The organism is Bacteroidota bacterium, from assembly GCA_018831055.1.
Taxonomy (GTDB): domain Bacteria; phylum Bacteroidota; class Bacteroidia; order Bacteroidales; family B18-G4; genus M55B132.
In genome coordinates this window covers 13381-27597 of sequence record JAHJRE010000103.1, presented here as the reverse complement: position 1 = coordinate 27597, position 14217 = coordinate 13381, and the positions used below count along the sequence as shown (strand labels likewise).

The following is a 14217-nucleotide window of genomic DNA, read 5'->3' as shown; positions in this document are numbered from 1 at the left end:
CTACCCTCCCGTTTCTATGCCTAAGGATGATATTGCCTTCGGATAATCAGTGAATACCATCCCCTGCGATATGATCCATTCCATAAACCATACATACCATTCCATCCAGGTACTGAATCCTTTGTTGAAATACCTGTCGTGAAATAACACAGTTAGATACCTGCATCCGGAAGCGTTTACTTCTTCAACCCGTTTGATGGTCAACTCTTTGGCCTTTCTGAGATTTGTATTCTGGAACCGGCTGTTGTGCTGGATGATGTACCCGTCCATAATATGCAAGGGAAACTCCCACATTCGGCCTATCATATATGGATCAGAAACGGCATATTCGGAGGAGTCGAAATCATAACCCACCGCTTCCAGATTTGATAAAGTGTCTTCATTTCTTCTCAGATAGTGCATTCGTATCCCAAAAGACTCCATTCCCGACAACTCATGAAAAACGTCATATTCTTCCTGTATCCCGGCAAGCGATTCAAAGCGGATTCCATGAACACCTGCCTGAAACCCCCTTTCCCGGATCCGGTTTATCCAGTATGCAGCCTTAACCCGTGGATAAACCAAGCCTTTGCCCTGGTTCACCCCGACAAAGAAAGTTGAGGGTATACCATGAATACCATTGAAATCCATGAGTTCCTCAAGATTCTGCCACTTATTCCTGAAAACATAGCCCATCCTGGAAAAAAACTCTGCCAATGAGATCTTTCCGCTTAACAACTCCACTTTCGAACGAATCAGAAACTTGGGAAGAATCATATCCCTGCAATGCTCTGCAACGGTAAGATGGTCAATATCGTGTGAAACAATAACGTGCATCAGAAGATATCCCTTTTAATAAACTTTAAAAAGATTTCAAGCGGCATGCTGGCACGGTTGATCGTGAGATACGGTGTAAGCCTGCCTCCAAAACCCCTGAAATAGCGCTCAATCCAGGGCACCATCGACCCCTCGAAGTCGAAGACAAGTCTGTTTATGGATTCCGCCTTTTCCACGGATTTCCAGATAGCCAGGGCACCTGCCCCTTTGTGCCGGTTTTGACTATCGTACCCACCCAAAAGGTAATACACCGTCTTACCATCAAAGATACAAAAGCATGTAGCCAGGGGCTTTCCATCCTGGAAGGCAACCATGGCAAAACTGTTGCCTTGTCCGGGAAAATTCCGGAGAATCCTTCCCAAATGCAGCTTATCCAGCGATTTGCTCTGCCTTTCGAAAGTATTCTGAACCAACGCTTCCACAACAGCCATATCGGAGACTTCCGTGACCTCAATTCCGTCTTTCACTGCCTTGCTGATATCGTTGCGCCTTTCCGGCATCATTTCACGGTAAGTCTCTTCCACCGGAACAGTGAGATCCAGCCTGTAAGTGTATCCTGGGACAACCTTAAACTTGTCCCATGTGAATGGCTGTGCATCAATAAAACCAACCGGCAAAGCAACCGACAACACCTGCCAGGGTAGCCTTTTCAGGAATGCAGCTACCGCGGTCAACATGTTCTTTTCTGCAGATTGCGCTTTGGCAGGATTGACGGACCTGTTTTCATAAAATAATCCAATATGGGGACTGAAAGGAGGGTTACGGTAAAAACTCAAAGCGGCCCGTCGTGCTTGATAAATCTGAAAACCGCCTGTCAACAAACCTCCTTTGTCGAAGATGCCGAAAACTTTTAAATTTCGTTGATCATAAATTTCCAGCCAGGCCCTGGTATTGAACACCGAGCCATGTTCCTCTGCAAGGCGGAAATAATCCTCCATGCCTCGACTATCAAGTAATCTGATTTCCATCTCTCAGTATTTTTCCATATAATTCCATCAGTTTATCCTGTTCTTTTTCCCAGGAGTAACTATCTGATACGGCTTTTCTGCCGGCTTCACCCAATTGTCTGGTCAATCCGGGATCTCCTGCAAGCCTGGCAATCTTTTCTGCAACATCACCGGGCGATTGGGGATCAGCAAAAAGGGCACAGGATCCAAAAATCTCTTTCCAGTATGGAAAATCCGACATAATCATCGGCAATCCGCATGCCATATATTCAAATGCTTTTACAGGAAGGCTTCGTAAAAAGTTCTGTGCAGGATACAAAGTGGCTATACCCACATCTGCCTGCTGCATCAACCCATATACCTCACTTATAGAAATCCAGCCGCGAAAATCCACATGCTGCCAGCCTGTTTCGGCCATACATTCTTTACGGTACGTCTCATCATCAAAATCTCCCAAAAGAAGCAGTTTCACTTTCCCTCCTATGACTTCCAGGGCTTTTATTATTTCTAATATCCCCCTGATCCTGGAAATACCTCCGGCATAAACCAGGGTAAATCCATTTTTTAACCATGAAACCCTGGCGGCACTCTCCATCAGTTGAAGAGAGGGAAAATTCCGTAGTATTATGGTTTTACGTGACGGGAAATGCACGGCAATATCTTCCGTTGCTGCCGCAATTCCATTGAAAAAGAGTGAGCTGAAACGTTCTGCAACAAAAATGAGGCGGGATGCAATCCATCGCCAAAGTCTTCCACGGATCCAGTTTTTATACAATACCTGTTTGGGCAGATCCTCATGAACATCGTAAACAACCTTTTTCCCGAATAGGCTTAAAAGCACTCCGACAGGCATAAGTTCAGGATCATGGAAATGATACAGATCCGCATGCAGTTTCATTGCTTCCCTGAAAACCATCCTCTGACCGGAGAAAAACCGGCGTATTCTGGTATTAAAATGAGGAAGGCTGATATGGGTTAACGCATTGTTGCCAGGCAGCATCCCCTCCGGGGCGATCAAAACGACCTCATAGCCATGCCGTACCAGCGAAAGGCATTCCTTATAGAAAATGCGTTCATCACTTGCCCTGTGAACCGTGGTTATATGGCATATCTTCTTCACCGGGAGAGTATCCTTTCATACAAATCAATAAACTTCCTTCGGTTGGCATCACGGGTTCCTTTATCTTCAATAATCTCCTTATTAATTGCAGCCGTCTTTTGTGGGTCCATCATAAGCGACTTTTCCAGGAAATTGCTATGCAAATCTGTTGCAATTATGCCATTGTATCCATCGATCACCCATTCATGATTTGCCGGAAGATTCGACAACACAGGAATACACCCCGATGCCATGGCCTCCAATAAGCTGATGGCCGTTGCATCCGATGAGGGAATGGATACAAAAATGCTCGCTTTTTCATAGAAGGCCGAGTTCGTCTCCCGGTTGAGCCATCCTGGAAAATCCACCAATTCCTCTATCCCAAGTTCTTTTGCCAGACTTTTCAAACTACCTGTTTCCTCCCCTTCCCCGGCCATTACCAGCTTCCATCCTGAAAAATAACCCCGGTCGAGAGATGATTTAAATGCTTTCAGGATCAGATCAAGATTGTAAAGTGGCTTATGCAAACGATTCGAATAAATGAGCTTCTCTTTGGGCAAACCCATCCGCTCAATGTTGATCCCGAAGTTTGCCAGGGTAATATCGAGGGATTGATTCCCGGCAAATTCCTGCATTTTTGCGGCTACATGATAAGAATCACAGGTTAAAGCATCCGCATGACCCAGGATATAGTTCAACATCCTGCGATAAAATATTCCTCTTCCCGGACTAACAAGCACATCGCTGCCCCAGGCTGTAACAATGACGGGAATTTTTAAGCCATGTACTGCCCTTAAAACTAACCAGGCCTCTGTGCCGGCTTGCTGCACATGAATGATGTCTGGCCGGAAACTTTCAACAAGCGATCGTATTCTTTTTATGTTTTTACCTATTCTCAGCGGATTGCGTAAAGAAAAGCCGGCATGCTTACGAGGAATATCTTCCAATGTTGCGTGATCACCATCGGTTATAAGAAGGATCTCATCGAAACCCTTCGATACCAGGTGGCAGAAATTACCAGTGTGCACAGTGCTACCTCCCACTATCAGCAACTTCCTCATGTTCTATTGATATTTGGTTCCTGGAAAAATAAAAATATGCAATGGCAAAAGCAAGTAACAACAGTATTCTGGGCTCACAAACCGGAGTGTTCATAAATGCAGTGATCAGAATCACCAGAATAAATAAAACTGCCGGACAATATTTCAGTAAACTGCCTTTTCCGAAATGCAGAATGGCAGGTAATACGATAAATCCCAGGTATAAAAGCAAACCGATAAAACCATACCTCCACGTCATAAGAATGTACTCGCTTTCTGAATATACACAATTATTGTAAAAATACTCTTTATAAGGTGCATGTCCAAATACCGGCTTTAGTTTGATCATGCCCCAGAGATGTTGCCAGGCTTCCAGCCTTCCTGTTACAGAACGCTCCGAAACGTCGCTCTCTATCACATTGGTAAGGTATTCCGTTGCCGGGAGCAACTCGTCGAATTTGAGGTTTTGCTTTTTGTCAATAAAAGCATTCTTTTCTTCAATAGTTGGCAATGCCTTGCTCTGAATATCGAAGTATTCAATTGCGTTTATCAATACAAAACCTATAATGAACATGGATAAAAGAAAGAATACCCGTTTGTAATTCAAGCGCCGGATGTAAATGTCCGCAATCATGATCGCAACGAATGCCAGCATACCGGTCCGGCTTTGTGTGAGCAGCAACCCTATGAAAGACAATAAAAAGACCAGATAATCATATTTCCGGATTTGGTTGCCCGGGGCAAAAATGGCTGCAAAAAATAAAAATACAATAGCATTATTGTTTGGATTATCCATGGTTCCAAGCATCCTTTTCGTGGCCGGCTCCCCAAGGCTGTTTTTCCCGAAGAAAAGCAAACGGACCTCGCTGGCATAAAAAGGCTCAATGATCCTGTTGAAATCAAACAAATTAAAATAATGCAAGAGGTTGAAAAGAAATATAAGCGGAAAAATCCAGCGTAATATTCGGATAGTTCCCGGACTACCTGCCACTAAACTAAAAAACCAGAAATACAAAAGATATTTTATAAGCTTGAAAATCTCAAAATAATCACGGTATTCTGCCAAACGACCGTTAATAGCAATAGTAAGAAAGATATAAGCAGCAAAAGCCAGGATATAAAAGGCATATGCATGAAAACGGAATCCTCTCCGGATAAATAAATATAAAGCGATAAGCGGCAGGAGCAGATCTTCAAGTCGAAAGGCGAACCATCCGGGAATAGGATTGGCAGATGGCAACAGGAAAATAGAAAACAATACTGTACCCAACAGGTAAGTATCCATTTTTAAATACTGATCTCCGGAAAGCTCATGAACAGATTGTTGCATATTTAATCCGAAATTTCCCGGAAAATTTGTCTGATCCTAGTTAAATCCCGGTTATTAAGCTTTGCATGAATATTCACAGGCAAATTTAATATTCTTTTCGAAATAGCTTCCCCTGTCGGACACACACCCTCAGAATAGCAGTAACGGTAACTCCCCGCAGGGTGCACAACATCATTAAACCACTCTCCCATTACATAACCTGCTTTCCGGAGTTTTTCCCGCAGAGTTTGCCTGGCATCCGCCGATATGTCTTCCGGTAAAACTATCGGATAACGCACAAAATCGTATTCCGGTTTGTAAAAAGTCTGTATACCCGCTATTTGGCCGAACGAAGCTTCATAAGACGTGCATATCTCCCTTTTAATCCGGGTGGTCTGTTCCAAATCTTTTAGTTGTAAATAACCCAGGTACGACAGGCAACCGGCCAGTCGAACCGGATATTTTCCCGGTCTTTCACCCTGCAATTCTTCTTCGGGAGTACTGAATATCAGCCCCATCCATCCGGCAATCCTGAATAAACCCCACTTATAACGAAGAGTTAATCTGTAAGAGGTCAGAAAGTGTATCTTGAGTGTAATGAAAATCCTGAACACATCCAAAGGCGAATAATCAAATACATCATGGTTGTAAAATTCTTCGAGTTTATCCCGGACCTCATCATTTTGCACAATGATATAACCTCCCATGCCGGTGGTCATGGGTTTGGAATATTCCAGGCTGAAAAAAGCCGCATCCCCCAGTAGCCCTACCCTTTCACCCTCACGGGTAACTGATGACATAGTATGCGCTGCATCCTCTATGATAAGAAGGTGAGGGAACTCCTTCCGTATTATGCCGGTATCTTCATAAGTAATGCCAAAGTTATGTGTGATAATGACGGCTCTTGTCCTGTCCGTAACCCTATCAAGGATTTCCTGCGTACTGATATTGAGGTGGCTTACTTCTATATCGGCATAAACAGCTTTCAATCCGGCATATTTTATAGCATTGGTTACAACAACACAAGTATATCCTGCAACAATAACCTCATCTCCGGGATTATATCGCATGGCTTTAAGAATTGAATACAATCCCATACGGGCAGCACCAAAAAGAAAAACCTGTTTCCCTTGTATACCAAATACTTCTGCAATTCTGTTCCGGAATTTTTCCCGGCTTTTCTCAGATCCGGGGAATGAAAGCATATGCAGGCAAAACATCACGAAATGTCTCCATGTTAATGAGTTGCACACGAAGGATGTCTTCTGCATGGCTTCAGTTTAAGGATTTTATTTTTTTTGCCGGAGATCCTGCATATATAAATCCGCTTTCCAGTTCACCGGATACCAGTGAATTTGCGCCTATTACAACACGATCCGGAATAATCGTCCCCGGTAAAACAGTACAATGTGCTCCTATGAAAACATTGGAACCTATAATGATATCGGAATCAACATAGTTTTCAGAAAACACTTTTCCTGCTCCTTCAGGACTGTTGGAATGACAGAAAAATGCACAGAATGGTCCTATTGCCACATCATTCCCAATTTCAATCCTGTTGTCAGCAATCAGAAAATAACAATACGGGGCGGCATGAGACCGGTTTCCCATAATAAAATAACCCGATTTATCAGGATAGATGGAAACATTCTTGTAGATCGTCGAATCCTCTCCCAGCATGATCCGGGATGCGTTCATCACATCGGTGCTATGATGTAAAACACTTCCTCTTCCGGTCTTAGCTCCCCTGCATCGGAGAATGAGGGTGTAAAGGCGGGTGCATATTCGCGAAAGGATATCCGGCATATTCCTACTCATAAGATTTTACAAATTTAACTCCAGAAATCCTGTAATACCAAAACATAGCAAAAATAAGCAGAAGACTGCATAGTATGCTCATCAGTCCGAAAGCAAGTTCATAATCGCCTGTGATACCTCCTACAACTAAAGCAACAACCTTTAAAACTACATCTGTAACGGAGATCAGGAATGCTCCGCGCTGACGGTTTACCACAATAGCAATACAGGTTACCGGCATTACCATGAAGTTCAGGAACAGCCAGGGCATCAGCAATTGGGCAATTTCACCGGCTGTCCGGTACTTTTCTGAAAAAACAAAGGAGAATATCTCCGGTGAAAACAGGAACAATACCAGGAAAACAGGTAATCCCAACAGGAAAAGGTTGCGATAGATGCGAACCAGCATCGGCCTTATATCCCCGCCTTCATGATAAGTGGATGAGGCTTTCTGATAAAATACCTGATACATGGAACTGCCTATTAGCCCTACAGGAGCTTTTAAAACCCTGTAGGCAAAACTATAGGAACCCAATACTACCTTCGAAAAGTAGTAAATGATGATGAATACTATCCCATGGTCCTGCAAAGTGTCAACAAAAGCATGTGGTGTATTGATCCTGGCAAAACTGGAATATTTAACCGCATTGAGCCTGATGGAATCGTATGAAAAATTCTTCCTCCAGTCGCGGGGATGAAGTATGGCATTCCAGGAAAGTACCAATGCAGCTATAAACTGACCTGTAAAAGATCCGCTGACCAATCCTGCAGGACCGGCACCGACTGCGCCTAATGACAGATTAACTGCCGACATACCAACGGATTGTGAAATCCGGCTGACCGAATTTCGGGTAAAAGTCTTATTGCGCGTCGACCAATAGTTAAAACTTTGATAAACACCCATAAAAAGTACCATCAACGGAACAAAGTATAACCATACCGACAACTCCGGAGCACTAAACAAACGAAGTATGTCATCATGGAAAATCAGAATCAGAACCAAACTAAAAACCGAAACCAAAACAGCGATCCCGATAGAAAGCATCAACACGTTCATTGCATCCCGCTGAGATTTCGGTAACATAATGGCCAGCTCATAACGTGCTGTGGACACAACACCTAACATCGAAGCAACCGACATAAAAAGGGCCAGAGTGGCAAAGTCTTCGGGATCATATAAGCGACTCAGGACGGGTGAAAGAAGAAGCGGAATGGCCTGAGCTATGGCCGTTCCCGTCATCAGGGTCATTACATTCCTGAAAAACTCTGATCTGAGCTGGCGCAATTCCATCTACCTTGGTTCTGTGACCGGAATGGGATTACGGTCAGTAAGCCCACGTAAATACGATGCCGACCTTAAAGCTTTGTCAAAAACAAAATATTGCAACAACACAAAATCCTGACCCTCATTCATAACAGCATAAAGCCTGTCGAGATCGAAAGGCACGAGTTGTAATCCTTCTGTGTCATCATAAACTTCACTGAATCCCTTTTTCCGGTATGTTATTATACTGTTGGTATCATTGTCAATATCTACTATGGTAAGGATATGTGCAGGCCTTGTATTGCGGATGGAGTCGATATAATCTTCGCTTAAAGAGTTCGTGAGTACTGCCTCGAAACGTAAATCCCCGAATGAAGACAGAAAATTCAGCATACGGAGAGTGTCGTAAGGAACTGATAAGCCTTTATCAGACAGATGCAGATTAAACTCATTATCCTGGGTCCGGTTTACTGTAAATGACTCTTCAGGGTTTTCCATAAATTCAAGAGAAACAGACTGCAGTCTCCTGAGAGGGGTATTAAAAACCGTATGATCCCTCCAATCGTCTTCATTGGTCGAGTACCTGGGTGCAACAAAACCACGGAAACTCGGGATGAAGACAACATAAGGATCGTCATAACCCTCCATATTCATGAATGTCCCCAGGTTATCCTGAGTTGCATCCCCAACATAATAAACCTTGGTAAGCCTTTCACGGGGGAAAAGATCCAGGATTCCAATAAGTGGCTTGATCTGGTATATCTCTACCTTAATAGCTGACGCCGATAAACGTGAAATCACGTTGTTGCGCGCTGCACGAGGAACCGGAGTCCTGACCTTCAATTCCCGCATGGTGCGAAGCATATCGTTCACCTGAAAAGAATGTGCCTTGTATTTTCCATTCAACATCCACATCCCATTTTCTTTTCTTTCCAGTAAAACAGTGTTGTTTTCCATATCAGCCAGGAAAATACGGGTAACGCTTGCCGTATCCTCAACGGCAAAAACAGCAGAACCGCTGTCAAGCGTGCTGTTCCTATCCGATAATACCAGAATTAATACAATAACAGCTAAAACAATAACTACAATAAAAATCCATTTTCCCTTACGCATAACATTTTATTAATTAATAAATACTCCCGCTTGCCCCGGCGCAAGCCGGGAACTTACTCCCCCTACTCACTTCACAACAAACTCAATAACAATATAACAATATAACCATATATTATCCAGCATACCTCCTCCTCCTCACCACATAAAATACAATCCCGGCAAGCACGATCACCACTACAGGTGTCAGAACATTAAATAACTGCCAGAAAAGTTTATTCTGGTTGGCACGGGTTATATCCAGCAATCTTAACTTAAGCTCTCTTGAACGAATAGATATGAGCCCCGGCCCATCCGTCAGGTAATTTAATGCATTAAGGATCAACTCCTTATTTCCGAATGTTTGGCGTGTATACTGATCATAACCCAATGGCAGAGGATATCCCTGTGAAAAATGAAACTGGTTCCTGATCACATCTCCATCCGAGATCACGATCATACCGGTTGGCTGACTCTTTTCCCGGAATCCGATTTCTTTACTGTTCAGAATGGTTGGAGGCATCCTGTTTTCATAAACCGATGAAAAACTCCCCTCAAGCAAAATTGCCAGGGGTACGGGCGGATGGCTGTATATCGCCGGGTCAGGTTCCTGCTGCAGGATATTAAGATTGATATATACCGGCGCATTCACTATCCTGGAATACGGTGAGGTCGTCAACAAAACTGTTTTCCTGATTCCCGGAATAGCAATGGTATCCATACTGCTGACAAATTCTGTTTTTATTGCATTCAGGTTTTTAACTACAGGATGCTCTGACATCGGAGTTATAACAGGAAGGTAATACCAATCAAAGAAATCGATCTGGGGCTGACCGGCCACGGAACCTACAGTAAGGGGAATGGGAAGGGCATTGAGATCCATCACCAGATCATAATTCAGTCTGACTCCATAGTTAAACAGCATATCTTCAAGGTTCAGGTCCTTGGAAATGGAAACCGTAGCACCGGATTTCTGCAGACTATCCATGGAACCAAGCATAGGATCGATAAGCCACAACACTTTACCTCCCCGCATTATATACTGATCGATGATAAACTTATCCTTTTCACTGAAAGCCGAATCGGGCTGGGCAATAATTATGGCTTTGAACTTATTGTAGAACCCTGTGGCAGCTGTATCAGAATAATTTCTTTCGGTCAAAGCACTGATTTTTCCATCGATCTCGACCCTTTCCACCTGATATTGGTCGGAAAGAGCACGCGTAATATCGGCAGTCTCCAGTTCTCCAAGTTCCCCATGGCCGGTGATAAAGGCAACCTTAGGCTTCATGGTGGCAGTGATATTTTTTACCGCGTTGGCAAGATTGAATTCGAGCTCCTGGATAGAATTATTTAAAACCTCCACCGGCGGTATGCCTAACTGGGATCTCAAAAGCTCAACAGGCATTTCATCTCCTCGGTATGAAACAATGGCACCGGGGAAAATGATCTGCTTCGACATACCGTCACCGGTACTCACCTGCAGGTCGGTTGGATTCAATCCCCTTTCTACTAAAAGGTTATATGTGCTATTTCGCTCTGATGGATCATCACTGGCCGAAGGATTGATGAAATCGTATTCAATAAAGTCGCTGTATGCCCTGAACTCATCCAGCATCTCTTTGGTCGAGTTTCGTAAACGCTTAAAACCTGCCGGGAAATCACCCTCCAGATAAACCTGGAAATAAACAATATCATCAAGTTCTCTGAGCAATTCCTTCGTGGCTGTCGACAAAGAATACCTTTTCTCAGAAGTGAGATCAAGCCGGAAAAAAATATAACTACCGGCAATATTCATCATCAGTATGATCAAAATACCGGAGATAAGCTCAAAAACATGGGTTTTTCTTATACTTTTCCTTTTATCCTGCATAGTTTCTTTTTACCTTCTAATTTCACATTATTTCCATTTTCTGCTTGCCAGGATGTATCTGGTAAGTAAAATAAACAACGTCACTATGCTTAAAAAATAAATCACATCACGGGAATCCACCACACCCCTGCTGATGGAAGAATAGTGCAAACTCATTCCCAGCGAACGGATAAGCAGACCGAAACCTCCAAACAAATCCAGTGACCAGATAAGCTCAAAACCAATATAGATAAAGCTACTGATTACAACTGCAATTATGAAAGCTGTGATTTGATTATCCGTAAGTGATGAAGCAAAAAGTCCGATGGCTGTAAATGACGCGCCTAAAAAGAGAAGCCCAAGATATGACCCCCACATTCCTCCCTGGTCGAGGTTTCCCGGAGGAAAACCCAGATGATAAACCGAGAAAAAATAAATCAGAGTGGGAAGCAACGCAATCACCACAAGAAATAATGCGGCCAGATACTTCGCTAAAATGATCTGAAGATCGGTAAGGGGTTGTGTAAACAATTGCTCAATAGTCCCGGTTTTTTTCTCCTCTGCTATCATTCTCATCGTTATAGCCGGAATTAGAAAAAGAAATACATAGGGAGCAATGGTAAATAATCCATCAATATTTGCATATCCATATACCAGGATATTCGAGTCGAGAGGGAACACCCAAAGAAATAATCCATTCACCAGAAGAAAAACTACAATGACTATATAGCCGGTCAACGAACTTAAAAAACTGCTTACTTCTTTCTTAAATAATGTCCACATGTTTTATTACTTAAATCTTAATGGATCAGAAAAATTCCACCCTTACGGATGAATCTATATTCAATCCCAGGAGCCCACCGGCATTACCACGGTTGAGCGCAATTTCCAGATGGCCATTAGAACCGAAAAGGGCTACAGGGAAACTGAAATTCACGTCGGAATAGGATTCGCTGATCTGGGGAATAACCTCTCCGCGTATCACTATTTTGCATTTCCTGCCTTTCCTGACCTTTTCAAACACTTCCCTGGTTATATTGGTTATAACATTTTCGTATCGGTCAATATAAATTGCCACTCCCTTGATTGCATCCGTTTCAATCACCGGATTAAAGAGGCTTCTCTCCAGAAGCCGGCCATGTATAGGCCCCAGTTCATCCATACTCTCTCCTTTGACAAGATGAACGGCGGTCTTAACAAAACGATCACGGGTTGGAAAAGTGAAATAATCGGAATCCTGCATCACCTGCAACTCCCTGCATTCATCCGGGACTTCATTGAAAATAAGACTGAAGATCCCGTTATCAGCCCCAATAAAAAAATGCCCCTTGTTCTTAATCACTACATGAGCCTGATTATCCGATTCTTCTGTATCCACACCCAGGATATGTACGGTCCCTTCCGGAAAATATTGCCATGCATTACGGAAAATATACGCCGCTTCCTTTATGTTAAATGGAGATACCTCATGTGAGATATCTACCACGTTAACCTCAGGCAAAAGCCTCAGGATCGCCCCCTTGACGCTTGCAAGGTAATGATCCTTCATCCCCCAGTCGCTTGTTAAAGTTATAACCGGCATATATTTCCACTCTCCGGACCTTTGCGGACCTTATAATTTGTTATACCTGATCTTGCTCCAACCGTATTAACCGGAACAATTAGAGTTTCAAAGGTAGTAATATTTTAATATGCGTATTGGGAAAGATTAACAAATAGTTGCAGGTTACAGGCTACAGGCTACAGGTTGCAAGCGACAACTCATCACTCATCACTCCTCATCACCCGCACCAACACTACCTGTAGCCTGTAACCTGATACCTGCAGCCTGTAACCTGATACCTGCAGCCTGTAACCTGCTACCTGCAGCCTGTAAACATAGAGCAGGTAACTTGATATTAATCATTCCCGATATTCATATAATTTATTTTAGCCTCCGGCTTTCATGTTTTTTATAATTTTACAATCATCAAAACTATCTATGATTCATAGAAAATCATGAGCGAAAAAACCATTTCACTGGAAGCTTATAATCCCCTGGATATTTACGGTGTGAATGATTCTAATCTGAATATCCTGAAAAAACTATTTCCCAAACTGAAAATCATTGCCAGGGGAGATGTTTTGAAAATCATGGGTGATGAAAATGAGTTGAACGAGTTTGCCCGTAAATTCTCGTGGTTATTGCTGAACTACGAAAAATTCGGCAGGATTACCGAAAACGAGCTTTATCAGATCATGGACAGCAGAGAAAACGATGAAAAAGCATTTTCAATGGAAGAAACCGGTGATAATGACATTCTGGTCCACGGGCGCGACGGACTCCTGGTCAGGGCCAGAACCCGCAACCAAAAGAAAATGGCAGTTTCCTCCGATAAAAATGACCTTATATTTGCCATCGGCCCTGCCGGCACCGGTAAAACCTATACGGCCGTTGCCCTCGCTGTCAGAGCACTGAAAAACAAACAGGTAAAAAGGATCATCCTCACCCGGCCTGCTGTTGAAGCCGGAGAAAACCTCGGCTTTTTGCCCGGAGACCTGAAAGATAAACTCGACCCTTACCTGCAACCTCTTTACGATGCCCTGCGCGATATGCTTCCTACACAAAGACTCCTCACCTATCTCGAAGACGGTACCATCGAAGTAGCTCCCCTCGCATTTATGAGAGGAAGAACCCTCGATCATGCGTTTGCTATCCTCGATGAAGCCCAAAACTCCACCGTCCCGCAACTTAAAATGTTCCTCACCCGAATGGGTCGCTCTGCAAAATTCATCGTCACCGGTGATGTAACTCAGGTCGACCTGCCCAGAAATCAAAAATCCGGACTCGTCCACGCTACAAACATCCTGAAAAACAAACCCGGAATCGACTTCATTTTCCTGGATGAATCGGATGTTATTCGTCATAAACTTGTAAGTCTGATTATAAAAGCGTATGAGTTCGAACAAGCTGATCCCGAAAAACAATAATTCATTATTTTTGTTCCTTCTTTAAAAATGATAG

Annotated in this window: 13 protein-coding genes; 1 reads left to right on the top strand and 12 read right to left on the bottom strand. The window is 43.3% G+C overall.

What is annotated here, in order from left to right:
* From KKA81_06455 to KKA81_06400, 12 genes are all read right to left on the bottom strand, one after another.
* On the bottom strand, positions 1-816 hold the full coding sequence (locus tag KKA81_06455) for a hypothetical protein (GenBank protein MBU2650557.1): 816 nt from the start codon (positions 814-816) through the stop codon (positions 1-3).
* Positions 816-1784, bottom strand: a complete 969-nt coding sequence (locus KKA81_06450) for a GNAT family N-acetyltransferase (protein MBU2650556.1) — start codon at positions 1782-1784, stop codon at positions 816-818. Before KKA81_06450 ends, KKA81_06455 begins: the two co-directional genes overlap by 1 nt.
* Positions 1765-2883 carry a glycosyltransferase family 4 protein gene (locus KKA81_06445; GenBank protein ID MBU2650555.1) on the bottom strand — a complete coding sequence of 373 codons (1119 nt, stop codon included), beginning with the start codon at positions 2881-2883 and terminating at the stop codon, positions 1765-1767. Before KKA81_06445 ends, KKA81_06450 begins: the two co-directional genes overlap by 20 nt.
* Entirely contained in the window at positions 2880-3923 is a 1044-nt protein-coding gene (locus KKA81_06440; protein ID MBU2650554.1) for a glycosyltransferase family 4 protein, read from the bottom strand. Before KKA81_06440 ends, KKA81_06445 begins: the two co-directional genes overlap by 4 nt.
* Positions 3895-5232 carry an O-antigen ligase family protein gene (locus tag KKA81_06435; GenBank protein ID MBU2650553.1) on the bottom strand — a complete coding sequence of 446 codons (1338 nt, stop codon included), beginning with the start codon at positions 5230-5232 and terminating at the stop codon, positions 3895-3897. Before KKA81_06435 ends, KKA81_06440 begins: the two co-directional genes overlap by 29 nt.
* Before the next feature lie 2 nt (positions 5233-5234).
* On the bottom strand, positions 5235-6482 hold the full coding sequence (locus tag KKA81_06430; GenBank protein ID MBU2650552.1) for a DegT/DnrJ/EryC1/StrS family aminotransferase: 1248 nt from the start codon (positions 6480-6482) through the stop codon (positions 5235-5237).
* 4 nt (positions 6483-6486) lie between these two features.
* Positions 6487-7029 carry an acyltransferase gene (locus KKA81_06425; GenBank protein ID MBU2650551.1) on the bottom strand — a complete coding sequence of 181 codons (543 nt, stop codon included), beginning with the start codon at positions 7027-7029 and terminating at the stop codon, positions 6487-6489.
* Positions 7022-8299: an oligosaccharide flippase family protein gene (locus KKA81_06420; GenBank protein ID MBU2650550.1), complete on the bottom strand. Its 1278-nt coding sequence runs from the start codon at positions 8297-8299 to the stop codon at positions 7022-7024. The genes KKA81_06425 and KKA81_06420 overlap by 8 nt, the downstream gene beginning before the upstream one ends.
* On the bottom strand, positions 8300-9385 hold the full coding sequence (locus tag KKA81_06415) for a DUF4340 domain-containing protein (protein ID MBU2650549.1): 1086 nt from the start codon (positions 9383-9385) through the stop codon (positions 8300-8302).
* Between the two features lie 112 nt (positions 9386-9497).
* Entirely contained in the window at positions 9498-11234 is a 1737-nt protein-coding gene (gldG, locus tag KKA81_06410; GenBank protein MBU2650548.1) for a gliding motility-associated ABC transporter substrate-binding protein GldG, read from the bottom strand.
* A 27-nt stretch (positions 11235-11261) separates the two neighbouring features.
* Positions 11262-11996 (bottom strand): gliding motility-associated ABC transporter permease subunit GldF, encoded by a 735-nt coding sequence (gene gldF, locus KKA81_06405; GenBank protein ID MBU2650547.1) that lies wholly within the window; start codon positions 11994-11996, stop codon positions 11262-11264.
* 25 nt (positions 11997-12021) lie between these two features.
* Positions 12022-12762, bottom strand: coding sequence for an SAM-dependent chlorinase/fluorinase (locus KKA81_06400; GenBank protein ID MBU2650546.1), 741 nt, complete (start codon positions 12760-12762; stop codon positions 12022-12024).
* A 449-nt stretch (positions 12763-13211) separates the two neighbouring features.
* Here KKA81_06400 and KKA81_06395 point away from each other — a divergent pair, with 449 nt between their 5' ends.
* On the top strand, positions 13212-14183 hold the full coding sequence (locus tag KKA81_06395) for a PhoH family protein (protein MBU2650545.1): 972 nt from the start codon (positions 13212-13214) through the stop codon (positions 14181-14183).
* Positions 14184-14217: the final 34 nt, after the last annotated feature.

Coding starts and splice junctions, on each gene's coding strand:
- gldG (MBU2650548.1), bottom strand. CDS start 11,234: ATGCAGGATAAAAGGAAAAGTATAAGAAAAACCCATGTTTTTGAGCTT.
- KKA81_06420 (MBU2650550.1), bottom strand. CDS start 8,299: ATGGAATTGCGCCAGCTCAGATCAGAGTTTTTCAGGAATGTAATGACC.
- KKA81_06430 (MBU2650552.1), bottom strand. CDS start 6,482: ATGCAGAAGACATCCTTCGTGTGCAACTCATTAACATGGAGACATTTC.
- KKA81_06450 (MBU2650556.1), bottom strand. CDS start 1,784: ATGGAAATCAGATTACTTGATAGTCGAGGCATGGAGGATTATTTCCGC.
- KKA81_06440 (MBU2650554.1), bottom strand. CDS start 3,923: ATGAGGAAGTTGCTGATAGTGGGAGGTAGCACTGTGCACACTGGTAAT.
- KKA81_06455 (MBU2650557.1), bottom strand. CDS start 816: ATGCACGTTATTGTTTCACACGATATTGACCATCTTACCGTTGCAGAG.
- KKA81_06435 (MBU2650553.1), bottom strand. CDS start 5,232: ATGCAACAATCTGTTCATGAGCTTTCCGGAGATCAGTATTTAAAAATG.
- KKA81_06425 (MBU2650551.1), bottom strand. CDS start 7,029: ATGAGTAGGAATATGCCGGATATCCTTTCGCGAATATGCACCCGCCTT.
- KKA81_06400 (MBU2650546.1), bottom strand. CDS start 12,762: ATGAAGGATCATTACCTTGCAAGCGTCAAGGGGGCGATCCTGAGGCTT.
- KKA81_06415 (MBU2650549.1), bottom strand. CDS start 9,385: ATGCGTAAGGGAAAATGGATTTTTATTGTAGTTATTGTTTTAGCTGTT.
- gldF (MBU2650547.1), bottom strand. CDS start 11,996: ATGTGGACATTATTTAAGAAAGAAGTAAGCAGTTTTTTAAGTTCGTTG.
- KKA81_06395 (MBU2650545.1), top strand. CDS start 13,212: ATGAGCGAAAAAACCATTTCACTGGAAGCTTATAATCCCCTGGATATT.